This is a genomic window from Litchfieldia alkalitelluris, from assembly GCF_002019645.1.
Lineage (GTDB): Bacteria > Bacillota > Bacilli > Bacillales > Bacillaceae_L > Litchfieldia > Litchfieldia alkalitelluris.
The window spans coordinates 2,355,226-2,380,546 of sequence record NZ_KV917374.1 but is presented as its reverse complement, the minus strand read 5'-3'; the positions used below and the strand labels follow the sequence as shown (position 1 = coordinate 2,380,546).

At 38.1% G+C, this 25,321-nt stretch carries 22 protein-coding genes and 1 pseudogene; 3 read left to right on the top strand and 20 right to left on the bottom strand.

What is annotated here, in order from left to right; genetic code table 11:
* Positions 1-1,189: 1,189 nt before the first annotated feature.
* The 7 genes from BK579_RS10795 to BK579_RS10765 all read right to left on the bottom strand — a co-directional run bounded on the left by BK579_RS10795 (position 1,190) and on the right by BK579_RS10765 (position 8,941).
* Positions 1,190-1,702, bottom strand: a complete 513-nt coding sequence (locus BK579_RS10795; protein WP_078545412.1) for an adenine phosphoribosyltransferase — start codon at positions 1,700-1,702, stop codon at positions 1,190-1,192.
* Complete coding sequence (gene recJ / locus BK579_RS10790) at positions 1,702-4,062, bottom strand: single-stranded-DNA-specific exonuclease RecJ (protein ID WP_078545410.1); 2,361 nt, start codon at positions 4,060-4,062, stop codon at positions 1,702-1,704. The genes BK579_RS10795 and recJ overlap by 1 nt, the downstream gene beginning before the upstream one ends.
* Positions 4,063-4,138: 76 nt before the next feature.
* Positions 4,139-4,456 (bottom strand): LapA family protein, encoded by a 318-nt coding sequence (locus BK579_RS10785; RefSeq protein ID WP_078545408.1) that lies wholly within the window; start codon positions 4,454-4,456, stop codon positions 4,139-4,141.
* 19 nt (positions 4,457-4,475) lie between these two features.
* Positions 4,476-5,333, bottom strand: coding sequence for a cation diffusion facilitator family transporter (locus tag BK579_RS10780; protein ID WP_078550520.1), 858 nt, complete (start codon positions 5,331-5,333; stop codon positions 4,476-4,478).
* Positions 5,334-5,570: 237 nt separating this feature from the next.
* Complete coding sequence (gene secDF / locus BK579_RS10775) at positions 5,571-7,823, bottom strand: protein translocase subunit SecDF (RefSeq protein ID WP_078545406.1); 2,253 nt, start codon at positions 7,821-7,823, stop codon at positions 5,571-5,573.
* A gap of 174 nt (positions 7,824-7,997) precedes the next feature.
* The gene (locus BK579_RS10770; RefSeq protein WP_078545405.1) at positions 7,998-8,288 is read right to left on the bottom strand and encodes a post-transcriptional regulator; all 291 of its coding nucleotides are present in this window, start codon (positions 8,286-8,288) and stop codon (positions 7,998-8,000) included.
* A gap of 158 nt (positions 8,289-8,446) precedes the next feature.
* Positions 8,447-8,941, bottom strand: a complete 495-nt coding sequence (locus BK579_RS10765) for a COG2426 family protein (protein ID WP_078545403.1) — start codon at positions 8,939-8,941, stop codon at positions 8,447-8,449.
* Between the two features lie 138 nt (positions 8,942-9,079).
* On the opposite strand from BK579_RS10765, the gene spoVB reads away from it, so the two are divergent.
* The gene (spoVB, locus tag BK579_RS10760) at positions 9,080-10,657 is read left to right on the top strand and encodes a stage V sporulation protein B (RefSeq protein ID WP_078545401.1); all 1,578 of its coding nucleotides are present in this window, start codon (positions 9,080-9,082) and stop codon (positions 10,655-10,657) included.
* A gap of 23 nt (positions 10,658-10,680) precedes the next feature.
* Here spoVB and BK579_RS10755 read toward each other — a convergent pair whose 3' ends face one another.
* Positions 10,681-11,319 carry a DUF421 domain-containing protein gene (locus tag BK579_RS10755; RefSeq protein ID WP_078545399.1) on the bottom strand — a complete coding sequence of 213 codons (639 nt, stop codon included), beginning with the start codon at positions 11,317-11,319 and terminating at the stop codon, positions 10,681-10,683.
* Between the two features lie 149 nt (positions 11,320-11,468).
* Complete coding sequence (locus BK579_RS10750) at positions 11,469-12,758, bottom strand: ArsB/NhaD family transporter (protein ID WP_078545397.1); 1,290 nt, start codon at positions 12,756-12,758, stop codon at positions 11,469-11,471.
* Between the two features lie 170 nt (positions 12,759-12,928).
* Between BK579_RS10750 and BK579_RS10745 the strand changes: the two genes are divergently transcribed.
* On the top strand, positions 12,929-13,312 hold the full coding sequence (locus BK579_RS10745; protein ID WP_078545395.1) for a TIGR04086 family membrane protein: 384 nt from the start codon (positions 12,929-12,931) through the stop codon (positions 13,310-13,312).
* Positions 13,313-13,683: 371 nt separating this feature from the next.
* Here BK579_RS10745 and yajC read toward each other — a convergent pair whose 3' ends face one another.
* The 8 genes from yajC to BK579_RS25585 all read right to left on the bottom strand — a co-directional run bounded on the left by yajC (position 13,684) and on the right by BK579_RS25585 (position 20,733).
* The gene (yajC, locus tag BK579_RS10740; RefSeq protein ID WP_078545393.1) at positions 13,684-13,944 is read right to left on the bottom strand and encodes a preprotein translocase subunit YajC; all 261 of its coding nucleotides are present in this window, start codon (positions 13,942-13,944) and stop codon (positions 13,684-13,686) included.
* A 126-nt stretch (positions 13,945-14,070) separates the two neighbouring features.
* Positions 14,071-15,213, bottom strand: a complete 1,143-nt coding sequence (gene tgt / locus BK579_RS10735; RefSeq protein WP_078545391.1) for a tRNA guanosine(34) transglycosylase Tgt — start codon at positions 15,211-15,213, stop codon at positions 14,071-14,073.
* Between the two features lie 228 nt (positions 15,214-15,441).
* The gene (gene queA, locus BK579_RS10730) at positions 15,442-16,470 is read right to left on the bottom strand and encodes a tRNA preQ1(34) S-adenosylmethionine ribosyltransferase-isomerase QueA (protein WP_078545389.1); all 1,029 of its coding nucleotides are present in this window, start codon (positions 16,468-16,470) and stop codon (positions 15,442-15,444) included.
* A 59-nt stretch (positions 16,471-16,529) separates the two neighbouring features.
* Positions 16,530-16,721, bottom strand: a complete 192-nt coding sequence (locus tag BK579_RS10725) for a DUF2905 domain-containing protein (protein ID WP_078545387.1) — start codon at positions 16,719-16,721, stop codon at positions 16,530-16,532.
* A gap of 4 nt (positions 16,722-16,725) precedes the next feature.
* Complete coding sequence (ruvB, locus tag BK579_RS10720; RefSeq protein ID WP_078545385.1) at positions 16,726-17,727, bottom strand: Holliday junction branch migration DNA helicase RuvB; 1,002 nt, start codon at positions 17,725-17,727, stop codon at positions 16,726-16,728.
* A gap of 11 nt (positions 17,728-17,738) precedes the next feature.
* Positions 17,739-18,353, bottom strand: coding sequence for a Holliday junction branch migration protein RuvA (ruvA, locus tag BK579_RS10715; RefSeq protein WP_078545383.1), 615 nt, complete (start codon positions 18,351-18,353; stop codon positions 17,739-17,741).
* Positions 18,354-18,473: 120 nt separating this feature from the next.
* Complete coding sequence (locus tag BK579_RS10710) at positions 18,474-19,016, bottom strand: intercompartmental signaling factor BofC (protein WP_078545381.1); 543 nt, start codon at positions 19,014-19,016, stop codon at positions 18,474-18,476.
* A 553-nt stretch (positions 19,017-19,569) separates the two neighbouring features.
* On the bottom strand, positions 19,570-20,733 hold the full coding sequence (locus BK579_RS25585) for a YhcN/YlaJ family sporulation lipoprotein (protein WP_078545379.1): 1,164 nt from the start codon (positions 20,731-20,733) through the stop codon (positions 19,570-19,572).
* A gap of 208 nt (positions 20,734-20,941) precedes the next feature.
* Here BK579_RS25585 and BK579_RS10700 point away from each other — a divergent pair, with 208 nt between their 5' ends.
* Positions 20,942-21,133: a hypothetical protein gene (locus BK579_RS10700; RefSeq protein WP_204524705.1), complete on the top strand. Its 192-nt coding sequence runs from the start codon at positions 20,942-20,944 to the stop codon at positions 21,131-21,133.
* 1,640 nt (positions 21,134-22,773) lie between these two features.
* Here BK579_RS10700 and safA read toward each other — a convergent pair.
* The 3 genes and pseudogenes from safA to nadC all read right to left on the bottom strand — a co-directional run.
* Positions 22,774-22,966: pseudogene (gene safA, locus BK579_RS27035) on the bottom strand (SafA/ExsA family spore coat assembly protein); the annotation flags it as partial.
* Between the two features lie 402 nt (positions 22,967-23,368).
* Positions 23,369-24,475: a quinolinate synthase NadA gene (gene nadA, locus BK579_RS10690; RefSeq protein ID WP_078545373.1), complete on the bottom strand. Its 1,107-nt coding sequence runs from the start codon at positions 24,473-24,475 to the stop codon at positions 23,369-23,371.
* Complete coding sequence (gene nadC / locus BK579_RS10685; RefSeq protein WP_078545371.1) at positions 24,475-25,320, bottom strand: carboxylating nicotinate-nucleotide diphosphorylase; 846 nt, start codon at positions 25,318-25,320, stop codon at positions 24,475-24,477. Before nadC ends, nadA begins: the two co-directional genes overlap by 1 nt.
* Between the last annotated feature and the right edge of the window lies 1 nt (position 25,321).

The following is a 25,321-nucleotide window of genomic DNA, read 5'->3' as shown; positions in this document are numbered from 1 at the left end:
ATTCGACAAACAGAGCGCTAAAAAATGGGGTGTCAGAGTAACACTCGCTCCGTTTGCAAACTTCAATTTATTGAGATTAGAACTCTCTTCATAGTAATGTTGTGAAACTTGTTTTGTATGAGTCTACCCTGAAAATAACTTTGGTTGTGGAGTTCCATGAGCTGCGATCCACTTGCTTTCCGCGGGGTGGTCCGTGAGCCTCCTCGTCGCCAGAGGCGGGCTCCTATGGGGTCTCACGAGACCACTGGAGCCCGCAGGAGTCAAGTGGCTCTCCGCTCATTCCACACTAAGTGAACAACCTTTTCATCCTCCATGGTGCGAATATTTAAATTTGCTAGACCAGAGAGCCGATGGCGCCTGGAGCTAGACACTAAGCTAAGTATAGACAACTAAACACTATTTCATCACAACAACCATGGTGCGAATCGTAATAGCATGGACGCCCTGAAAATAAGTCTCACAATTCCACTCGCTACAGTTCACTCGCTTTCCATGGGGCGGTTTCATGAACATCCTCGCCACTCTTAGCTCGATACAAGGTTGTCTGAATCCCTTTCTAGTGCCAAGAGCGCGAGAAAGGGAACGGAAGTGGTTGTCTGATTCCCTTTCTGGTACCAAGAGCGCGAGAAAGGGAACGGAAGTGGTTGTCTGATTCCCTTTCTGGTACCAAGAGCGCGAGAAAGGGAACGGAAGTGGTTGTCTGATTCCCTTTCTGGTACCAAGAGCGCGAGAAAGGGAACGGAAGTGGTTGTCTGAATCCCTTTCTAGTGCCAAGAGCGCGAGAAAGGGAACGGAAGTGGTTGTCTGATTCCCTTTCTAATGCCAAGAGCGCGAGAAAGGGAACGAAAGTGGTTGTCTGATTCCCTTTCTAATGCCAAGAGACCGAGAAATGGAATCAAGAGCGTTGTCTGATTCCCATCCATAGGAATACAAGCAACACTATATAACTAACATGTTAGTTTCCCCCAAAAGTAAAGTGATGTGTAACCGAAAATCTTGTATTTGTCTAGTAGTTCTTAACTTATTCCACACTTTGTCAGTACACTATTTTCATTCTCCATGATGCAAGTATTAACTAAAAATTTATTTATGTCGTATCTTACCATTTACTTAAAGCAGTATCAATGTGGTTAGACATTTTACTAATTAAAAAAAGAGCACTCTCATTGGAGTGCTCATAACTATTTATTTAATATTGCATTAATGTTAAAACTTCGTATCCATCTAATTTATCACGGCCATCTAGGTATGTTAGCTCGATGATAAATGCAATACCAGCAACGATTCCGCCAAGTTCTTCAACTAATTTAATGGTCGCTTCAATTGTACCACCAGTAGCAAGTAAATCATCCGTGATTAATACACGCTGACCTGGTTTGATTGCATCTTTATGAATGGTTAAAACATCTTTACCATACTCTAGACCATACTCTTGTCTAATTACCGCACGAGGTAATTTTCCTTCCTTACGAACAGGTGCAAACCCTACACCGTGCGAATATGCAACCGGACAACCGATGATAAATCCTCTTGCTTCTGGTCCTACTACAAGATCGATTTCTCTTTCTTGTGCATATTTCACAATTTGGTCTGTCGCATATTTATATGCTTCTCCGTCATTCATTAAAGGAGTGATATCTTTAAAAAGAATACCTTCCTTCGGGTAATCAGGTACAATTGTTACAAACTTCTTTAAATCCATTAGTTCATTGCCTCCTCAAATTTAAGCGAACCATTATTTATAGAATCAAACCAGTGCTTTAACTGTTGATATGATGAATACAAAAATTTATTTTCTAATTCAATTTGTTGTTGTTTTAACTGATAAGTTTTCGATTCAGTCAAGTCTCTTTTCTTGCGTTGATTTGATAATGAGATGATTCCCTTGTCTATATTAACAAATTCTAGTTCAAAAAACACCTGTGACATGAAATCTATCGTTTCTTTTGACCATCCTCGATGCTTGGCAAGGTCTGAAGCATAGCGATTTAAATCAAAAACACCCTTTTTAGCTAAAAAGCCAAAATACCATTTAAAATGTTCTCTCGTTGGTATCGTACTAAAAAAGTGATTTTGACTTGTAGAAAAGAATGTATAAATTCTACTCGGCAAAGTTGGCTCTAAAAGGGATGTTAAGATTTTCTCATCGCTAGGAAGATCTAGTAAACAAAGATATGAGCCTTCAAACGAATATTGTTTTGCATCTTCGATATCATTTATTAGTAGTATCTCATCTTTATGATCCTGATACACAGAATTCAACACTAATTCTTCATTAAAGGAAATTAACTTTCGCTTTTCCTTTGAAATATTCGCTATTGAGTCCTTGAATTGTTTATTCCCTCTCATATCAAAGAGCTGCCATTGATCAATTTTTAAATCCTGTAGCATGATTTGTGGTTTTCTGAAGTTATTCCATTCGTTGATTGAGAGTTCACCAATAACTGAAACTTTTGCACTTGGTGAAATTTCATTGTATTTTTCGCCAAAACCGAAACCAATGCTATCTAATGACACCCCGTTATCCTCAAATACCATTTTGATATGGTTTTGATTCGTACCGATTCTACGAATGTTTTGGATATTCGCATGTTTGATTCGAACTTTAGGTTTTGGATTATGCATGCCAAAAGGTGATAATAGCTCGATTTGACTAATTGTATCAATTGATATTTCTTCAATCGAACAATCGAGATCAACATTTGTAACGGGAATAAAATCTTCAGGCGAAAGCTGTTCTTCCGCTAACTTATTTAAGCGCTCACGCAGCTCGTCTACATGTTCTATGAGTAGAGTCATACCTGCTGCCATCGGATGACCACCAAAGTGCGGAAGTATTTCACGACAAGTTGATAGATTTTCATAAAGATTATAACCTTCAATACTTCTGGCAGAGCCCTTTGCGGTTCCTTTTTCGTGATCGATGCTTAACACAATTGTTGGGCGGTAAAACCGGTCCACTAATCTTGAGGCAACAATTCCGACCACTCCTGCATTCCAGCCTTCTTTCGCAATAATAAGGACACCGTTTTTCTCAGGAGGATAATTGTCCTCTACTTCTTTAATCGCTTCATTCGTCATTTCATTTACTAGCTGTTGACGTTCCTTATTGTAACGATCAATTTCAATGGCTAAACTTTTCGCTTCTTCTTCATCATTCGTCATTAATAAATGGACTGCAGGATCTGCGTTATCCAAGCGACCTACCGCATTAATTCTTGGTCCAATTGCAAAACCAATTGTCTCTTCATTCACTTCGCTTTGTTCAGCGCCACATACACGAAGTAATGCCTTGATTCCTACTCTATTAGTAGTCTTTAGTGCTCCGATCCCTTTTTTCGCTAGTAATCGATTCTCCCCAACAAGGGGAACAAGATCTGCAATCGTTCCAATTGCAGCTACTTCTAACAGTGATTCAGGAACCCGTCCAAGTAATGCATGAGCAACCTTAAATGCCACACCGACTCCAGCTAGTTCTTTAAATGGATATGAACAATTAGGCTTTTTTGGATGGATAATTGAAAATGCATCAGGCAAAACTGGCCCTGGTTCATGGTGGTCAGTAATAATTAAATCTAGTTCTAATTCCTTTGCTACATCTGCTTCACGTAGTGCTGAAATCCCTGTATCGACAGTAATTATTAACTTATATCCACTTTCTTTCGCCCATCTAAATGCAGGTTCATTAGGACCATATCCTTCAGTAAAACGATTCGGGATATAGAAATCAACATCCGCACCGCTTTCCTTCAATGCTGTTAGTAAAACCGTTGTACTACTAACTCCATCTGCATCATAATCACCAAAAATAAGAATTTTTTCTGATCTTTCAATTGCTTCTTTTATTCTAGTTATCGTAATATCCATTCCATCTAATAGAAATGGATCATGAAACTCTGACTTTTCTATAAATAAAAAATCTCGCGCATCTTCAACCGTGTTGAACCCTCGGTTTACGAGCAACGATGCTACTAGAGGTGCAATATTTAATTGACTAGCTAATTCAATAACTAGTTCTTCTTTTGCACGATTCACATTCCAACGTGTTTTTGACTCTAACATAAATTCACCCCTCAACCATCCTATTATACAAAAGGTGATGAGGGGTTTCAATTGAATCAATTCATTTCCAGTATAATTATTCTTTCGTTTCTTCCTTTAGTTCCTCTTCTTGCTCTTCATCCATTACCTCTGGAGTAACCTGCTTAGTTTTTAAAGCATTGTTCTCCTTTTCTAGTAGCCTAACTTTCCGACTTAAGCTATAGTAACGAAACACCCCTACAGCCCCCACAATGAATCCTCCCATTAAAACAGAAGAAATAATAACTAAAATCAGTGGCCATTGTGCAGTACCAAATAAATAATTAACCTCAACCGGGTCCACGTTAATTACAGCAAAGATAGCAACGATTAGCGCGAATAAAAACGCTAAAATTAGACTCCATTGTCTTTTCATTTTACCAACTCCTAAACCTTCAATCCTCATCTGGGGAGTAAGGATTGATGTGAATAAATACGTCATGAACATTATCGACTTGTATTAGTTTTTCCTTCACTTGCTTTCCAACCTTATGGCCATCCTCAACAGTCATATAAGGATCAACCGAAATCTTCAAATCAACAATAACGTAATGTCCATGTTCTCTAGCATGTAATGCATCAATTTTTTTGACTTGTGGATGTGTTAAAACAGTTTGTCTTAATTCTTCTGTGTCCTCTTCGTGTAGAACATGATCCAATGTTGTATGTATGGATTCTTTACCGAGTTTGTAGGCCGTTTTTAAAATAAGAACAGAAACAAAAAGTCCGGCTACAGGGTCTCCATAAACAAGCCACGGCGCCCCAATACTGTCTCCAAAGACTGCTCCAACAATCCCAATTAATGCTGCAATTGATGAATACACATCTGAACGATGTTCATACGCATTGACAATAACAGCATCACTGTTAATTCTTTTACCCAGTTTGAACTTATATCTAAACATCCACTCTTTCACCACAATAGAAAGCACTACGGCATAAATAGCAAATGATTTTGGAGCTTCAATCGGAATGAAGAAGGACTCAATCGAAGATTTCCCGATTTCAATCCCTACTAAAAATAAAAGAACTGCAACAATAATTGCCGCAATGGACTCTGCCTTTCCGTGTCCATATGGATGGTCAGCATCGGGTGGTTGTTTTGCTGCGCGAACCCCTATATACACAGCAAAAGAACCCGCTACATCTGAAGCAGAATGTACTGCGTCGGCTACTAGCGCTCTACTACCAGCCATCACACCAACTACATATTTTACAATAGCTAAAATTATATTTCCAACCACACCAACCATGGCTGCAAATTCTGCTTGCTTGAAACGATCTTTTTCCAAGGTATAACCATCCTTCCCGGTAAATTTCCATGAGAATTAGAGTACCTTAGTTATTGTAACCAAAACTAATGTTCATCACCACATTTTAACGTTTAAAGTTCTACTAATGAATTTGATAGTGCCTTTCTAAGAGTTGGGAACATGGGTGAATACAAGTCAAAAAGCTGCCCTAAGGACAGCTTTTAGGCTTTTTTATTTTTAAATTTGCGGCTCTAAATCGTCTTCTACTACTTTCTTCTTCGGTTTACCTAACTGCTTATGCTTCCATATTAACCATAATTGGGAAGCGATAAATAATGAAGAATAGGTTCCAGAAATTAATCCAATTAATAACGCAAACGAGAAATTAGTAATGGATTCTGCACCTAAGAATAACAATGCTAATACAGTGATAACTACTGTCACTACAGTATTGATTGAACGAGTAAATGTTTGACGAAGGGCACGATTCACAATATCTGCAAGATCATCAAATGTTTTGACTTTCTTTTTCTTCTTGTAAAGCTCACGTATTCTGTCAAACGTTACTATCGTATCATTGATGGAATAACCGACAATTGTTAGAACGGCGGCGATAAAGGTAATATCTACTTCAATTCGTAGAATACTAAACACAACAATGATAAAGAATGCATCATGTAGTAAAGCAACAATTGCTGCTAATGCCATATTTATTTCAAATCGAATGGTTACATAAATAATAATACCTATGGAAGCAATCATCACTGCAATAAATGCATTACGAGCCAGTTCTTTTCCTACTGTTGGTGAAACTGTACTTATACTTGGTTCTGCTCCATACACTTCAACAAAGTGATCTTTGACCTGCGCGATTTCTTCTTTAGATAATACCCCGAGGAAGCGCGCAACACCAATCTCATTGTTGTTACCTGATAAAATGACATCTCTCGGTTCAAGATCTAACTTACTTAACTCAGTGGAGATTTCATTACTAGTTAAAGGTCGATCGGCAAGAATCTCAATTCTTGTACCACTATCAAAATCAATACCCAGATTTAGCTTCAATGTTAATAAAAGACCAACTCCGACAACGGCAAAGATGGCTGAAGCCAAGAAAAATTTCTTACGGTGTTTTACAAAATCTACTTTATCAAATATCGTTGGAACATCTGTGTCATCATCCACATCAGCAATATTCGCAACCTCTGATTTTTTCACTCCGAAGAATCCTACGCGCTTATCTAACAAACGGCTATTGACCCATAGTCCTAATAAAAGGCGAGTTCCAAAAACCGCTGTGATAAAGCTCGCTAGAATACTTATAATTAGCATCGTAGCGAACCCTTTAACAGAGCTTGTACCAAAAGTGAACAAAACAGTTGCAGCTAAAAGTGTTGTGATGTTTGCATCAAAAATCGTCGATAGCGAGCGACGTGTTCCCGCTCTAAAAGCTGATAAAGGTGTTTTACCTAGCTTTAATTCTTCTTTGATTCGTTCGTACGTTATAATATTGGCATCGACGGCCATACCCACACCTAGAATTAAAGCAGCAATACCTGGTAGAGTCAGTACACCATTCATCCAATCAAAGACTAATAAAATTAAATAGATGTATACACTTAAGGTAATAATTGCAATTACTCCAGGGAATCGATAGAAAATAACCATAAATAGGAAAACAATAAGAATACCGATGATTCCTGCAAAAATGGTTTTATCAAGAGCTTGTTCCCCAAATTTAGCTCCCACAGAAGTTGAATACATTTCCTCTAACTCAACTGGTAATGACCCTGCGTTTAAAAGTGCTGCAAGCTCCTGAGCTTCTTTAATTGTAAATGTCCCTTGTATTTGAACATCTGATTCATTAAGTATTTTGCTTACAGCTGGTGCTGATAGAAATTTAGGGTTAGGCTTCGTTACTTCTTCTTTAAAAGAATCAACGCCTTCTTCAAAGTCTAACCATACTACTAGAAGATTTTCACCTGCGCCCATGTTCAACACTTGCTCAGTTACTTGTCTAAATTCGTCAGCGCTTTTTAATTTAATCCCAACAGCTGGGCGATTTTCCTGGTCAAAGCCTTGAGCAGCTCCACCTTCAACAAGGTCCGTTCCGTCTAATAAGACCTGATCATTTACATCACGGAATGTTAATTTCGCTTCAGTTGATAGAATTTCTCTCGCCTTATTTTGATCTGAGACTCCTGCTAATTGAACGCGGATTCGATCTTCACCTTCAATTTGTATATTTGGCTCACTTACACCAAGCACATTAACACGTTTTTCTAATGCATTAACAGTACTAACTAGTGCTTTTCTATCAATAACATCTCCTTTGTTAGCAGGCTTTACCTCATAGAGAATTTCAAAGCCACCTTGTAAATCTAGTCCAAGCTTAATGTTGTTTAAGATGTTGTTTGTCGTCAATCCTATTGTACCAGCTAGTAGTAACACAATCAGGAAAAACGCAACAATGCGTCCTCTTTTAACCATTACTATGTAGTGCCTCCTTTAAATCCTAGGAAAACGTTTCATTTCCCAACTTTCGTCAATAATCTCATTATGAAACAATGCCTATACCCTGTCAAACAGAGAATGAAACAAACTTTTTTTAGGGTCCACCTTTTTTTGACAAAATGTAGACAATAAGGTTTCTGTTTTTTACATTTACAATAGCTTACTTAACTCTTTTAATCCTTGATCTTTAAAGAAATCAGGAGATTTAAATGCTTCTACTGTAGCATAGTTCATATATTCTCCCACTTTAACTGATAAGATATCTTCTACAACCTGATATAGACGCTTTTCATCACGATCTCGCTTCCACTTTTTCTTGCATAAAAAATTCCATAATTCATCTTCTTTTACAGAATCATACCCATATAATTTAAACTCTTCTATTTTACTTTTTAATGCAGGCTTTACAGTTTCACGAAATTGTTCATACCTATTTTCCACTTTGTTTTGCCCCCTGATTTTAGGCTACGTTAAACTCCACTGTTGATCTGCTAAAATCATTTTTTCCGTAGCACCTATTTGCTAAGCATAACGGTATAAGATTTTAGGTCATTTAAGTCAGAGTTAATCAAACATTAAACATTTAACATTGCCAAATTTTAAAAAATTGAAATCGATAATATCCCTAAGCTAACAATAACAGCTGCAATGACTACTCCTGTTGATATAGCTATGAAAGCATATCTAAAGGGAATCGCAAAAATTGAGGCAGCTACACATGCAGACCAGGCACCTGTTGTGGGTAATGGTAAAGCTGTAAATAGAATGAGCCCTATTGCCCCGTATTTTTCGACCTTTCCACTCTTACTCATTGTTCGATGATAGAGCCAGTCATACATCTTTTTATACCAGCTAAATCTCATTAGTATTGAGCTAATAGGCTTAAATAACAACAACAACGGAACAATGGGAAGGATATTCCCTACAATACTTAGCAAAGCGGAGGTTAATAAGCTTAAATCATAGTATATGTACGCTAATGGTAGTCCCCCTCTAAGCTCTAAAATCGGTATGGCTGATACTACAATGGTCACAAGCTCAGGTGGTAAAAAGTCCAAATTTCTTACTAAATAGTCTCGAATTGCTTCTTTCATTATATCACCTCAAGAATTATTTGATTGTTTTAAAGGTATTCAATAACCTTTCAAATAATACTTGTCATGCTTGGCCACCTAACTTGCATATAGTTAATTGTAAATGATAACACCTTTTTTGAGAAGGTAGGGAATTGAATGTCGAAACAATCGTTTTTAAAAGGTACATTGATACTGATTATAGCCGGACTTATCACTCGGGTACTAGGCTTTATTAATCGTATCGTCGTTGCGAGGTTAATTGGTGAAGAAGGTGTTGGACTTTACATGATGGCAGTACCTACTTTTGTACTAACCATCACCTTAACCCAAATGGGATTACCTGTAGCCATTTCTAAGCTCGTGGCCGAGGCAGAAATTAAGGGTGACAGGGCAAAAATAAAGAAAATCCTAGTTGTTTCCTTATCTATCACTGGAACACTCAGTTTAATCTTCACTCCTGGGATGATCTTTTTAGCTCCAATTTTATCAGAAACGGTATTTACTGATGAAAGAGTATATTACCCACTAATTGCGATTTCACCGATTGTACCAATCATTGCAATATCCTCTGTTTTAAGGGGCTATTTTCAAGGACGTCAAAACATGCGGCCAGCTGCAATCTCTCAAGTGATTGAGCAGGTTGTGAGAATTACACTAGTAGCAATTTGTACGAATGCACTTCTTCCGTATGGAATTGAATATGCAGCAGCAGGTGCTATGATTTCAGCAGTTATCGGAGAACTAGTATCCTTGTTTTATATGGTTTGGATGTTTAAAACAAAGAAAAGAGTTAAAGTTAGAACAGACTTTTTCAAGGCGGTCAAAGCTGGAAAAGATACCTTTAATGATTTATTACGTATTGCCATCCCAACTACAGGCAGTCGCCTAGTAGGGTCAGTAGCATGGTTTTTCGAACCGATTGTCGTTGCTCAAAGTCTTGCGATTGCAGGAGTGGTTACACATATTGCAACAAGGCAATATGGAGAACTTACCGGGTTTGCGATGCCATTGCTGTTTTTACCATCTTTTATTACGGCTGCTTTATCAACCTCTCTTGTACCTGCTATTAGTGAAGCCGCCGCTCAAAAGAAATCTCTCTTAATTGAGCATCGATTAAAACAAGCTCTCAGGTTATCACTTGTATCTGGTGGAATAGCAGTTGTTGTTTTATATGTTTTTGCAGATCCAGTCATGGAATTAATGTACGGAACTAATAATGCAGCCATTTTCGTGAAAGTGATGGCACCATTTTTCATTTTTCACTATTTCCAAGGCCCACTTCAGGCGACATTGCAAGCACTTGACCTTGCCCGTGCTGCCATGATTAATAGCATTATCGGTGCCGCCGTTAAAACAGCATTGATATTCATTTTGGCTTCACAACCATCACTTGGCATTATGGGTGCCGCATTAGCTATCATGATAGGAATGGTCCTTGTCACCCTATTACATTTCTCTACCATTGTTAAAGTGATTTCATATAGCTTCTATGTAAAAGATTATATTAAAAGCTTTCTAACGATGGTATGTGCTGGTTTTGCAGGTCATTATTCATTTGAATATATGAGTGAAATGTCTCTCGCTTATAAAACCATTCTTGCTTTAATCATCACGTCTATTGTTTATGGTATTTTACTAATCGTCTTCAATTTAATTAAAAAGGAAGAGATGGAAAGAATTCCAGTCATCGGGAAACCTCTAGCAATCTTTCTTCCACAAAATAAAAACAAGTAGCCATTATCAAAGGTTACTTGTTTTTATTTTTCGTCTTTTAAATCTATAAAAAAAGTCCCATTACCATAACTACAATAAGATATCTTTTTTAAATCCTTATACCCTAGCTCTCGAAGCTGCTGCCGAAGCCACAGATTTGTTTTTCCTAAAGCAATTACATGCTCTTCTTGAACAACCCCATCAAGTATTAAGGGAAACTCAGTGGTTTTATTATTCTTCTCTAGGACAGATAACTTACCAGATGGCTCTAATATGGCAAATTCGACATCTGCCACTCTTTTTACATTTTTGTCTCGCAGCTGAATCAGTAAATCCTCAAAATTATATCTTTGCTTCCGCATTGCTTCCTCATCAATTTTCCCTTGATTGATAATGACGGTTGGCTTTCCATCAACAAAATCTCTCACCTTTTGGCTCTTTAACGAAAGATAAGCGAGTGTAATTTGAATGCTCATCAAGATTGCCATCGGCAGCAACGTATTTAACATCGATTCATTGGGATTTTCAATGGATTTCACTGCCATTTCTGCAATCATAATAAAAACGACAAGATCTAGGATACTTAGCTCCCCGATTTCGCGTTTTCCCATTAGACGAAAGATAATGACAATGGCTATGTACAAAATCAACGTACGCAGAGCAATAACGATATATTCCTCCATTTATGGACTCCTTCATACTATAAATTTCCTCTTTAGTATAAACAAGTACATGTAAAAAATAATGGCCAGAACTTTCCTTTTTTTCATAGAAAAAAAACCTCTATAGAGAGGCAATTTTTCCGATCTAAATTTGTACCGTTTTTTAACTACTACATAAATGGTAGCAAATATCGAAAATAAACATAAACCGTACACACGATAAGTGATACAAGGACGACAGGTAAACCAACTTTTAGAAATTCAATAAAGTTTACATGTTCCTTTTCCTTAGCAGCTAATCCTGCTACAACAAGGTTCGACGAGGATCCAAGTAGGGTACCATTTCCACCAAGACACGCTCCTAAGGCCAATGACCACCATAAAGGATCTAGATTAGTCATTCCATATTCCTTGAATTCATTTATAACTGGTATCATTGCAGCAACAAATGGAATATTATCAACAAATCCAGATAAAATGCCAGTCATCCATAAAATAAGCATCGCTGTTTTTGGTAAATCCCCTTCTGTATAATAAATCATTCCTCTTGATAGCTCGTCAATTACCCCCACTTCTTCTAACCCACCCACGAGTAAAAAGAGTCCGATAAAAAAGAATAAAGTGCCCCAATCTACTTGTTTAAACACATCATCAGTTCTGTGTTCTTGATGAGTTAATAGAAGAAGTAGCAACGCACCCGCCATAGCTACACTTGTTAACTCTACATGAATAAATGGATGAAAAATAAATCCGAAAATTGTAAGAATTAAAACCCCAACAGACTTAAACAACACAGAATCAAAGGTAACATATTCTAGTGCATCAATTTGTTTGAGCTTTAATTGATTGTGTTTTGATACTTTTAGCCTCTTGCCATACAATAACGCAAGTCCAATGAAAGTAATGAAAAAAATAAGTGTTACCACTGGTGAAAGGTGTATTAAAAATGCATTAAAGGTTAAATGCTCCACAGCTTGACCAATCATTATATTGGGTGGGTCACCAATTAATGTTGCAGCTCCTCCAATATTCGAAGAAATAATAATGACAACAAGATATGGTACCGCAGGAACCTGTAATATCTTTACCAACGTTAAAACAATTGGTACTAATAATAAAACGGTTGTCACATTTGCTAAAAATGCAGAACCTATTGCCGTCACAAGAGCAATCGCAAATAATAATGGAACCCCTCTTCCATTAACCAGCTTTGCTAACATGATAGCAACAAATTCAAATACCCCTGTTTTACTAGTGATGGTTACAATAATCATCATTGATAATAATAACGCAATTGTACTCCAATCTATGTATTTTAAAAAGGCAGTCTCAACTGTAAAAATACCGACAATCAGCATTAATACGCCACCTGTACAAGCAATCAGGGCCCGATCTAATTTTTCAGACATAATGATTATATAACTTAGGACAAATATCACTAGTGCTAACGTTGTAACCATCCCTCAATCCCCTTCCATGTCCCATATCCTCTAAGTAGAAATCTTCTTTATTAATCATATGATGGTAGTCCTAAAAAATATTTGTATTCTATTTTTTTTTGGACATGAATATGCTCGTACTAGGACAGTTTCCGAAGTTTTTTAGGATTATCATTTGGGGAGGAGATAACATGAAGAAAATTGGATTGGCAACAGCTTATGGAATCACAGCCATTTTTGCAGTGATTGTACTCACTAGCTTACTTTTCTCACTAATATTAAGGTTCTCATCTGTGCAAGAAGCATCTCTACAGTGGATTATTGTAGGTGTTTCATTCTTAGCATTGTTTATCGGGGGCTTTATTTCAGGTGGAAAAGGAAAAGAAAAAGGCTGGTTAATGGGTGGGACAACAGGACTTCTTTACAGCTTAGTTGTGTTCATATTCCAGTACTTAGGACATGATGCAACGTTTACAACAGAGCAAAGTGTTTATCATGCAGGATTTTTAGCGACAGCTATGATTGGTGGAATTTTTGGAGTAAATATGACGACGCCTTCTAGAACTGCTGATTGATATGCTTGTTAAGGAAGAGGTGCACGAGTTTTTATTGCATCTCTTTTTTTGTTTTAGTGGTGAATTTGCTCGAGTAATCGTATCACTGCAAGGCTATTGATTGACTTCGTCGCTGGTTTTGCGGGAGTAACTACGTCAAAGCAGGCCTATGATTCACTTCGTCTCTCCTTTTGCTGGAGTAACTTCATCATTGCAGGCCTTTGATTCACTTCACCTCCTATATTATCCCAAGTAAGCACATCAGAAATCCTTAGGATCATTTCGGCACATATTTCTATATAGTTTTAATCCATCCCCTAAACGCCAAAATAAAAAAAGCCACCTCTTCATGTTATAAAAACACAAAAAGATAGCTTTTTTCTCGCTATGAATTAGTCATTTCTTACGTCACGAATAGCTTGACGGTCGTATGTAAGACGTGATCCATCTCCAGCTTTAAGGATAACCTTATCTTCGTCAATTCCATCAACGATTGCATGTAAGCCGCCGATTGTTACAATCTTGTCACCCTTTTTAAGGTCTGATTGCATTTGTGCTACAGCTTTTTGTTTCTTTTGCTGTGGACGAATTAATAAGAAGTAGAAAATCGCAAACATTAAGATTAATGGTCCAACTGTACCTAAAATTTCCATTTATTGTCACCCCTTTCAAAAATATGTTCTTCCCTTTTCCCTATTACAAAAGAATAGTCAAATTGGATGATAACGGAATTTACGCAAAACTAATTTGACTAACGTTAGCTCCACTACCAATAGAAGTTAGAAGTTTTTAGCATTAGGTTTATTAAAACCATATTGCTCAAAAAACTCATCACGGAAGTCACCAAGACGGTCCTCCATAATAGCTTGTCTAACTTGCTCCATTAATTTTAACAGAAAATGAAGATTATGATAAGTAGTAAGTCTAATTCCGAATGTTTCTTCACATTTAATTAAATGTCTAATATATGCTCTGCTATAATTTTGACACACATGACAGCTACAATTTGGATCAATCGGTCCGTAGTCTTCAGCGTATTTTGCATTTTTAACAACAAGTCTTCCTTCGCTTGTCATTAATGTTCCGTTTCTTGCAATTCGTGTTGGTAATACACAATCAAACATATCAATTCCGCGAATAGCTCCATCAATTAATGAATCCGGAGAACCGACTCCCATTAAATATCTTGGTTTGTTTGAAGGTAAAAGTGGTGTTGTGAACTCTAAGACGCGGTTCATAACATCCTTTGGCTCACCGACCGATAATCCGCCTACAGCATAGCCTGGGAAGTCCATAGAAATAAGATCACGAGCACTTTGTTTACGAAGTTCTTCATATTCTCCACCTTGGACAATCCCAAATAAACCTTGATCCTGTGGTCTTGCATGGGCTTTTAAGCATCGTTCAGCCCAACGGCTTGTACGCTCAACAGACGCCTTCATATAATCATATTCTGCTGGGTATGGTGGGCACTCATCAAAGGCCATCATAATATCTGAGCCTAGTGCATTTTGTATTTCCATCGCCTTCTCAGGTGATAAGAACAGCTTGTCTCCATTTAAGTGATTACGGAAATGAACACCTTCTTCTTCAATTTTACGAAACTCACTTAAAGAGAATACTTGGAAACCGCCTGAATCTGTTAAAATCGCGCGGTCCCAGTTCATAAATTTATGTAATCCGCCTGCGCCTTTGATAATTTCATGACCTGGTCTTAGCCATAGGTGATATGTATTGCTTAAAATAATTCCTGCACCAAGTTCTTTTAAGTCTTCTGGTGACATGGTTTTTACGGTTGCAAGTGTGCCTACTGGCATAAATGCAGGTGTATCAAATGAACCATGTGGTGTGTGGACCTTTCCTAATCTTGCTCCGGTTTGCTTACATGTTTTTATAAGCTCGTATGTAACTGCTGCTGTCAATGTAATAATACTCCCTTCGAACTCACTTCATTCATAAAATATTTAAAAAAACTCAGGTAGTGTAGTTCCATTCGCTCCGATCCATGCCCTTTCCGCGGGCGGCGTGGGGAGCCTCCTCGTCGCAAAGCTCCTGTGGGGTCTCCCCTATACCGTATATCCCGCAGGAGTGGCATGGCTCTACGCTCATTCCACACTAAGTGTGTATACCTCTTTAGAAACTATTCAGTCTTAAATAATAAGCATTGCATCTCCAAAGCTGAAGAAACGGTATCTTTCCTTTACTGCTGTTTGGTATGCATGGAGGACATTTTCACGTCCCGCTAGTGCACTTACAAGCATAATGAGTGTTGATTTTGGTAAATGGAAGTTGGTGATTAGACCATCAATGGCTTTGTATTCATATCCAGGGAAAATAAAGATATCTGTCCACCCACTACTTTCTACAAATTCCCCATGATTAGCTGTTGCAATGGTTTCAAGTGTTCTAGTCGATGTTGTACCGACAGAGACGATTTTACCACCATTCTTTTTTACGTCATTTAACAGTCGTGCCGTTCCAGCAGTCATTTGGTAAAATTCAGCATGCATTTCATGCTCGTCGATATTATCTACACTCATTGGCCTGAAGGTTCCAAGACCCACATGCAATGTAATAAATGCAACATGAACTCCCTTAGCTCTAATATCATCTAAGAGTTGTTCGGTAAAGTGCAAACCTGCTGTTGGTGCAGCGGCTGAACCCCGTTCTTTTGCAAAAACAGTTTGATAACGATCACGATCATCAAGCTGTTCTTTTATATAAGGTGGAAGTGGCATTTCACCTAGTTGGTCTAACACCTCATAAAAAATACCATCATATTGAAAGTCTAATACTCTCCCGCCATGGTCACTTTCACCTGTACAAACAGCCTTAAGCAATCCATCACCAAAGTTAATGACTGTTCCTGGTTTTACACGTTTAGCAGGCTTAATAAGGGTCTCCCAATGGTCTCCCTCAATTTGTTTAAGTAACAAAACCTCTATTTTTGCACCTGTATCATCTTTGGTTCCATATAATCTTGCAGGCAACACTCTTGTATCATTTAAAACCAAACAATCACCTTCATTCAAGTAATCTAATACTGAACGAAAGTGTGTATGTTTAATTTCACCTGTTTCCTTATGAAGAACCATTAAGCGTGATGCTTCACGATCCTCTAATGGAGTTTGGGCAATTAATTCTTCTGGTAAATCAAAATCAAATAAATCAACCTTCATCTAATCTTCACCTATTCTTTAAAATAATCTTTTATGTGATGATAGCATCACGACTTTTATTATCGAAAACGTCCAATCACATAAAAAATTAATGATAAAATAACGCTGACGACAATGGAAGTAACAATTGGAAAATAAAATGTTGTATTTCCCTTTTTAAAAACGATATCACCAGGTAGTTTTCCAATGAACTGCCAAATCATACCGATAATTACAAAAACAATACCAATTATGATGAACATTTTCCCCATACTCTCACTCCTCTGGAACAGCCATCTGAAAATGCCTGTAAACAATCTCTGTGACAATTCTCCCACGAGGCGTCCTTTGCAAGAAACCAATTTGAAGCAAATATGGTTCGTACACATCTTCAATGGTATGTGACTCTTCACCAATCGTAGCTGCAATAGTATCAAGTCCCACTGGTCCACCTCGGAATTTCTCAATAATCCCTTTAAGTAATTTATGGTCAATATGGTCTAAACCTAAACGGTCTACCTGTAGTAATTCTAATGAAGAATCGGCAATCTCCGTGGTAATAATCCCTTCACCACTAACCTGAGCAAAATCACGGACACGTCTTAGTAATCGATTAGCAATCCTTGGTGTTCCCCGAGAACGCCGTGCAACCTCTTCTGCTGCATGTGGATGAATCTCAACCTGAAGAATTTCAGCAGTTCTTTCTACAATATCAGCTAATTGCTTTTCATCATAATATTCAAGGCGACTATGAACACCAAAGCGGTCACGTAAGGGCGCTGATAAAGATCCTACACGTGTGGTTGCGCCTACAAGAGTAAAAGGCGGTAAATCAATACGGACTGAGCGTGCACCTGCACCTTTTCCAATCACAATATCTAAGCAAAAATCCTCCATAGCAGGATAAAGAACCTCTTCAACAGATCGTTGAAGACGATGGATTTCATCTATAAACAATACATCCCCTGGTTCAAGAGCTGTCAATATCGCTGCAAGATCTCCTGGTCTTTCAATTGCTGGCCCGGAGGTTGTACGGATATTTACACCCATTTCATTTGCAATAATGGTTGCAAGCGTCGTTTTACCGAGACCTGGCGGGCCGTATAATAACACATGATCAAGCGTTTCTTCCCTCATTCTGGCCGCTTTAATGAAGATCGCTAAATTTTCTTTCACCTTGGTTTGGCCAATATATTGATTAAGTGTCTGGGGCCTTAAACTTTGTTCAAGGGATGAATCCTCAAAATCTGGTTCACCTGAAACAAGACGTTCCTCCATCATACTCCCCCTTATTTAAGAAGCTTTTGTAGAGCTTTTTTAATATATTGATCGGTTGTCATCACTTCACTCATTAACTGTGGTACAACCTTATTTATTTCACGTTCCGCAAAGCCAAGTACTTTTAGGGCCTCGATCGCCTCTTCTAATGCTGATGATGTATTGCTTGGTTTGATTTCAGCTTCATAGTCATCAGAAAATAAATCAATGTCTGTTGGTGAAATCATATCCTGTAGTTTTCCTTTAAGATCTAAAATCATTTGTCGAGCTGTTTTTTTCCCGACGCCTGGGAACTTAACAAGGAATTTTTCATCTTCATTTTCTATCGCTGAAACAACCTGTTGTGGTTGTCCTGATGCTAAAATAGCTAAGCCACCCTTCGGACCAATTCCTGATACGTTTAAGAGTTTAACAAACAAAGCTCTTTCTTCCCTCGTTTTAAAACCATATAACGCTAAAATATCTTCGCGCACATGTTGGTATGTATAAATGGTGACTATTTCTTTCTCATTTTTTCGAAATACAAATGGGTTTGGTGTATACATTAAATAGCCAATTTGATTATTTTCAACCACAATGTATTCTGGACTTACATAATCTATTTTTCCTCTAATAAATTCAATCACTTACTTAGACCTCTCCTCTTCATAGCTGTACACCATTTTATCATATTCGCGAAAAAAAGACATATAAACAGGAAAAAGACTAGGAGCTAAAAAAACTCACTAGTCTATCTACGTAATCTTTCATGGGGAAGCTGTAAAGGTTTTGAATATTTCAATCACATTGATATATTCAGATTTCGATCCAACCTTTATCCCTTTTTTCAACATATTATGTTGTCTACTTTCAAGCTTTTCAATGTCTATTTGGAAAAATGATTGTATCACCTTATTGGACTTTGAAGGTCGGCCATCAAAAATGGTTAAGACTCCATCTTCACTTATTCCAAAGTAGCCATTTGATTTTAATAATGGCGAGATATCATCAACATGTTGCTGGAATACCACTTGTTCTTCGTCTGAGTGTATCATTTGCCAATCAGCATATTCCGCCCAAAAGTCTTCCATAGCCCAAATCGTTTCTTCAACAATCTCTTCACTAACTTCTCCATCTAAATAAACACGCTCTAATATCACTGTCATTGTTAAAGGCCCAGTCACCTCAAAATCACTATCATCCACAGGATTTTGATTTGTCGTAGCATTCCCTTCAGTTGAAGCCGTTTGAAAGCCTGTCATACAAAGAAATGTAGCGATAACTCCTAATATGTAAAGAATACGTTTCATAATAACCACCTCTTACGAAAGTTACTTAATTGATTGGGATATTGCTTTGGACTTAGATTACAACAGTGCTAAGCTCCTCATACAAATAGTGTGACCAAATATAGTAAAGTTATCCAACTTTTTTTCATCGTAAGAAAAACCGAGCAAAGCCCGATCCTTTTGTTTAGTGAAAATCCGATAAATTGTATTCTATGCCCTTTACTCCTTTATCATACAAAGAGTTCATTTCTCCACCACACTTCTTCCACGAAAACATTGTATACTATTGATCCCACTGTGGTTGAATTTAAAGGGAAAAATTCCACTTATACTGGGAAATATCAACATTTCCCTAAAAATAACGGGAGAATTTCCACTTATATGAACCTAACCTTTAGATTTAGTCATACATTAGTGAATTTTACGGGAATTTCTCCCCTTATATTGCCTCTTAAGCCCCAACTAAATGTAATAGCGGGACTTTTTCCTCTTATGAGTCCTATCCCCTCCCCTAAATATCAATTTTCCAAAAAAAGCCAGCCCAGAAAGGACTGACCCAACCATTAATTAACGATTATTTGTTGTTTGAAAAAGGACGACGAATGGTTTGTCCAATGTTTTCAAATAAATCGCCTAAATCTTCATTAATCGTATCTGGAGTTGTGTGTCCTGTACGCATATCATTATTAATGTCACGTACACGAGTAAATGTAGCTTCATCAGTGATCACACGAACATCTTTGTTTTTTGTCAAAGATTTAATTGAATCTTCAACTTCATTTGTGACATTTTTGTCATTGTTATCATTTGTATCAATAGCTACGACAACATCATCACCCATAACAACAGCATGAGCATCATCAACGTTTTTGACACGCTCAGCACGCTCAACAATACGGTCTGCTAAATCACCATTGTAATTTGTGTAATAGGCAGAGTTTCTTGCTTGGTCTGTATTGTCATCAACATGTCCATGATAATTTAAATCCGCACGATCATGTTTGTTATGTTCCATTGTTTTGTTTCCACGAGCAGCATAGGGATTACCAGGTACTGCATATGGTGAAGTTGCATAGTTTCCATCAAGATTATCACGGTCTGTTCCTAATGTACCAAAGTTACCATTATCACGAAGACCACTAAAGAAGTTATTACTTCTATGAGTCGTATTGTTGGTACCGTAATGATTGTTATCTCTTACCGCACCAAAATTAAAGAAACGATTATCGTTTGCTCTATTAACACCTGCATGTTGGTCACGGTTGTTACCTAATGTACCAAAATTGTTTGTTCGGTTATTATTTGTTCCGAAGATACCTGTGTTATTATCATTATCAAGTACTCCGTTCCCATTGCGGTAATTATGGTTGTTACGACCTAATAAACCATTGTTATTCTCATTACGGTTACTGAAGATCCCAGTGTTATTTCGTCTATGATTTACATCCCCAGTGTTATTTGTACCCCAATTACGTTCATTAAGAGTACGGTTTGTTCTAGCACCACGATTATTATCACGATCTCCTGCACGGTCTAACATTTCTGTTATAGGACCGTCGTTATCTGTAAGTGTACGAGCGTTACCATTTCGTTCTGTATTTTCATTGGAGTAATAACCAATCGGTCGAGTTGCATTGGTATTGTAGTTAGTGTCCATTGCATCATTATTGCCAGCACACCCAACAAGACCACCCATCATTATTGCAGTTGCAGATAATGTAAATAGTGTTTTCTTCAACGCAATTACCCCCTTTTTCTTCACATCAAAAATGTATCAAGTAATTTAATACTTTTTGACGCTCATATATAGATTGCCTAAAAGGGGAATTATTATAGCTGTTAGTATTTGAGAACCTAATAAATTGTTGGGAGATTTAATTTTAAACACTAAAACTGATTACTGATTATAATGGTTAGTTTAATACAAAAGAAGGTGTTGGTAGATGATGGGTATTAGAAAAAGAAGAAAATTCAAAACCACTAAAAAGAGCATGTTTGCTTTGGGATATCTTTTAGGCGTCGCATTTGCCTACTTAGATCCTACTAGGAAGCCTCCAAGGGTCGAACAAGTATATCAGCTTAATAAAGAAGAGACAGAAAAGTATCGAAAAAAAGTTGATTTGGAACTGAAAGATTGAACGATAATTCTTTATTATATTAAAGTGGGATGTAAAAAAAGAGAGCCTCACTGATATTCAGCAAGGCTCCTAAAAATTTAGTTAATCATCAGATTCTTCATCATCGAAATCAGGTAATTCAAACATCGGATTGTATGGCATTGATCTTGTTGGGTCATAAGGATTCATTCCCATGCCATATGTTGGTGTACCAGGTGCGAACCCTGGTGCCACACCGTACCCCGGCGCTGGAGCAGGGTATCCTGGTGCTGTCGGATATCCTCCTGGGGCTGGCACTCCATAGCCTGGACTTGGTGCGCCTCCATACCCTGGGCCTCCTGGATAACCTTGTGGTGGCATTGGTGTAGGACCACCACATCCACAATCTTTCCCATGAGGAGGGAATGGTTGCTGCTGATAAGCCGTTGGCGGCATCTGTGGTTGAGGATATCCTTGGTATCCCATTGGTGGCATCTGTGGTTGTGGATATCCTTGATATCCTGCAGGTGCTACAGTTCCAGGTCCATTATAAGCTCCAGGTGTGTCATCAGCATCTACGTCATCCTCAAAATCTTCCTCATACATTCCTGGTAAAACAGGATATTCATTTCTCATTGGTCCAACTGGTCCCTGAAAACCGTAACCAGGAGGTGTTGCATAACCGCCATATGGTGCAGGATTAAACGGTGCTGCTCCAGGTGTTCCCATGTACGGAGTTCCTACTGGAGCTACTCCCGGTGTCCCCATATATGGTGCTCCTGTTGGCGCAAAATCTGGTGCTCCCATGTATGGTGTTCCCGCTGGAGCTACTCCTGGTGCTCCTGGATATGGAGTTCCAGTTGCTCCCGGTGCTCCTGGATATGGAGTTCCAGCTGCTGCTCCCGGTGCTCCTGGATATGGAGTTCCAGCTGCTGCTCCCGGTGCTCCTGCATATGGAGTTCCAGCTGCTGCTCCCGGTGCTCCTGGATATGGAGTTCCAGCTGCTGCTCCTGGTGCTCCTGGATATGGAGTTCCAGCTGCTGCTCCTGGTACTCCTGTGTTCCATGGTGGAGCAGGTGGTAAATCTAGATCATCATCTTCATCAAAATCTGTAGGCACATTCGGTTGGAATCCCTGTGTTGGTGCCACCTGTGGATAACCTCCTGGTACTGGACCTACTGGCGCGCCACCAGGCATTGGTGGTACTCCTGGAAAGTCAAATCCTGCTCCTGGCATCACCGGTGTCATTGGCTCACAATAAGGTGTGTCCGTTACTCCAGCGACTTGTGGTGGTGGTGTATAACCTGCTGGTACATTAGGTAAGTTTGGCATTTCAGGCATTTTAGGCATTTTTGGTGGAAGCTCCTCTTTGACTGATTCAACTTCATCCCATTCTGGCTTCATCATTCCTGGAAACACATTCGTCTTACTGATCGGCATATTGACATTCATTTGATTATTTAGATCTACGTCCACATCAATAGATGTTGGCATTTTAGGTACGTATGGTGCCTTTGGTGTTGGCTTTACAGCTTCTTTCTTAGGAAGTGCTTCTTCAACACCTAGAACCGGCGAAGGTGCTGGCGATATATCCTTGTAAGGATGCTCTGCCTTTACTTGTTCTTTCTTTACTTGTTCTTTCTGCACTTGCTGTTCTTTCGGCACTTGTGCTTCTTTCTGAACCGGACTAGTATTTGCAACTTGCTCTTTCTTCACATGAACATTCCCACTTGGGATTTTTATTTTCATCCCAGGCATAATCATATCAGGATTGCTCAGTTGGGAATTTAATTTCTTAAGTTCTTCAAAATCTACGCCATATTTTTGAGATATTTTCCAAAGAGTCTCCCCTTTTTGCACAATATGGATTTTCACGTGATTTTCCCCTCCTGTACATAAGTCTATACATTGTATGTGACGATAGGCAGATTGCCACTATTCTTCACAAAAACTTATGCGCAAATGAAACGGATTATGATAAACTTTGTTTTTTTAACATAAATATATCTTAGATTAAAACTCGTTAAAAGTTTGTATTTATAAGTCTTTCCGCGACTTTTAGTTGTTTAACAGCGGCTTTGGACTTTTATCATCACTTTTTCGATTTTATCCACGACATTTTCAGTTTTATCCACGACTATTTCAGTTTTATCCACGACTTCACAATTTTATCTCCTCCACACCTATCGTGTCTTACCCGGTCATTGACTTAAGTATTTTATCCAAATACTAAAAAACCCAAATCACGACCTGTGACTTGGGTTCATTTATAGCATCTTAACGCTGAAGCATTCTTTCTAATGCTAAAACAGCATCTCTTGCGATTTCTTCTTCTACTGAAATTTGGTTTACAACCTTACCTTGTTCTAAGCTTTCTAATGTCCATAACAAATGCGGTAAATCAATTCGATTCATTGTTAAACAGGGGCACATGTTTTGGTTAAGTGAAATGATTTCTTTATCAGGATGTTGATCAATGATTCGTTTAACTAAGTTCATTTCTGTACCAATTGCCCATTTACTGCCCGCTGGTGCGTTGTTAATCGTATCTATAATGTACTTTGTTGACCCATTATCATCTGAAAGAGCTACAACCTCTCGTGAGCATTCTGGATGAACAATAATCTTCATATCTGGTTTTGTTTCTCTTACTTCTTTGATATTAGCGACTGTGAAGTTTTCATGAACCGAACAGTGTCCTTTCCATAAAATCACCTTTACATCATTTAAATCGCCTTCATATTCAAATTTATTTGAAATGGGGTTCCAAACAGCCATTTGGTCTAATGGAATGCCAATGTCATATGCCGTATTTCTACCTAGATGTTGGTCAGGCAAGAAAAGAATTCGTTCTTTTTGTGTAAATGCCCATTTCACCATTTCCTGTGCATTAGATGAAGTAACCGTTGCTCCACCATTTTTACCAACAAAGGCTTTGATAGCAGCAGTTGAATTTACATACGTTAATGGAAGAATCGTATCACCAAACGTTTCCATTAATACTTCCCAGCACTGTTCTGTTTGATCCATATTTGCCATATCGGCCATCGAACAGCCTGCACGCATATCAGGCAAAATCACCACTTGTTCATCGCTTGTAAGGATGTCAGCTGTTTCAGCCATAAAATGAACACCACAAAACACAATGTATTTAGCATCCTTATTTTGTGCAGACACTTGAGCTAATTGAAGAGAATCTCCTGTTGAATCTGAAAATTGAACAACCTCGTCTTTTTGATAGTGATGACCAGGAATAAATAAAGAGGTACCCATTCTTTCTTTTATTTCTTTCACTCTATTTTCCATTTCTTCTACTGATAACTGCTTATATTCTTCAGGCATCTGTTGATCTTGATCTTTTTTTAGAAGCTCTAAAATATTCATTATAATTCCCCCTTATCACTAACGTTAAAACTAATATCAAGTGCCTTCACCGAATGTGTTAAAGCTCCAAGCGAGATAAAATCAACACCTGTATGTTGGTAGGAAGCTAAATCATCTAGTGTAATGCCGCCTGATGCTTCCGTTCTAATTGTAGGAGGTACAAGCTTCACAAATTCACTCACTTCTTCAGGTGTACGATTATCAAACATAATTACATCAGCATTTGCCGCAATTGCTTCAAGAACTTGTTCCTTGCTTTCCGTTTCAACTTCAATTTTGACCATATGCCCTACTTTTGCCCGAACCGCATTCACAGCGTTCGTAATTGAGCCAGCAAAGGCAATATGATTATCCTTAATCATGACTGCATCATACAGTCCAAATCGATGGTTATACCCACCACCACAGGTTACTGCATATTTTTCAAGCATTCTTAAACCAGGTGTGGTTTTCCTTGTATCACACACTTTTGTATGATCACTGTTTAACGCTTTTACCGCCTTATCTGTTAGAGTCGCAATTCCGCTCATTCGCTGTAATAAATTTAAAATCACACGTTCACCTGTTAGTAGTTGACCCATTGGTCCTTTTACGGTCGCGATGATTTCTCCTTTCTCAAGGTAATCACCATCTTCCTTTAATAGTTGAACTTCAATTGTCTGGTCGAGCAATAAATATCCTGTTTTAATTAATTCAACTCCAGCAACAATTCCCGCTTCCTTTGCAATCATTTTCCCTTCGCCAATTCTTGATTTTGGAAAAATAGATTGACTTGTAAGATCACCTTCACCGATATCTTCTATAAAAAAAGCTTGTAATAATTGTTGTAATTTAATTTGGTTCAAG

Bases quoted from the DNA above. Each gene is read 5' to 3' on its own strand.
- BK579_RS10780 (WP_078550520.1), bottom strand. From the start codon at position 5,333: ATGGTTGGTGTGGTTGGAAATATAATTTTAGCTATTGTAAAATATGTA.
- BK579_RS10765 (WP_078545403.1), bottom strand. From the start codon at position 8,941: ATGAAAGAAGCAATTCGAGACTATTTAGTAAGAAATTTGGACTTTTTA.
- queA (WP_078545389.1), bottom strand. From the start codon at position 16,470: ATGAAGGTTGATTTATTTGATTTTGATTTACCAGAAGAATTAATTGCC.
- yajC (WP_078545393.1), bottom strand. From the start codon at position 13,944: ATGGAAATTTTAGGTACAGTTGGACCATTAATCTTAATGTTTGCGATT.
- BK579_RS10795 (WP_078545412.1), bottom strand. From the start codon at position 1,702: ATGGATTTAAAGAAGTTTGTAACAATTGTACCTGATTACCCGAAGGAA.
- BK579_RS10745 (WP_078545395.1), top strand. From the start codon at position 12,929: ATGAAGAAAATTGGATTGGCAACAGCTTATGGAATCACAGCCATTTTT.
- spoVB (WP_078545401.1), top strand. From the start codon at position 9,080: ATGTCGAAACAATCGTTTTTAAAAGGTACATTGATACTGATTATAGCC.
- BK579_RS10725 (WP_078545387.1), bottom strand. From the start codon at position 16,721: ATGGGGAAAATGTTCATCATAATTGGTATTGTTTTTGTAATTATCGGT.
- BK579_RS10700 (WP_204524705.1), top strand. From the start codon at position 20,942: ATGGGTATTAGAAAAAGAAGAAAATTCAAAACCACTAAAAAGAGCATG.
- BK579_RS10710 (WP_078545381.1), bottom strand. From the start codon at position 19,016: ATGAAACGTATTCTTTACATATTAGGAGTTATCGCTACATTTCTTTGT.
- nadA (WP_078545373.1), bottom strand. From the start codon at position 24,475: ATGAATATTTTAGAGCTTCTAAAAAAAGATCAAGATCAACAGATGCCT.
- BK579_RS10755 (WP_078545399.1), bottom strand. From the start codon at position 11,319: ATGGAGGAATATATCGTTATTGCTCTGCGTACGTTGATTTTGTACATA.
- ruvB (WP_078545385.1), bottom strand. From the start codon at position 17,727: ATGGAGGAACGTCTTGTTTCAGGTGAACCAGATTTTGAGGATTCATCC.
- BK579_RS10750 (WP_078545397.1), bottom strand. From the start codon at position 12,758: ATGGTTACAACGTTAGCACTAGTGATATTTGTCCTAAGTTATATAATC.
- BK579_RS10785 (WP_078545408.1), bottom strand. From the start codon at position 4,456: ATGAAAAGACAATGGAGTCTAATTTTAGCGTTTTTATTCGCGCTAATC.
- recJ (WP_078545410.1), bottom strand. From the start codon at position 4,062: ATGTTAGAGTCAAAAACACGTTGGAATGTGAATCGTGCAAAAGAAGAA.
- secDF (WP_078545406.1), bottom strand. From the start codon at position 7,823: ATGGTTAAAAGAGGACGCATTGTTGCGTTTTTCCTGATTGTGTTACTA.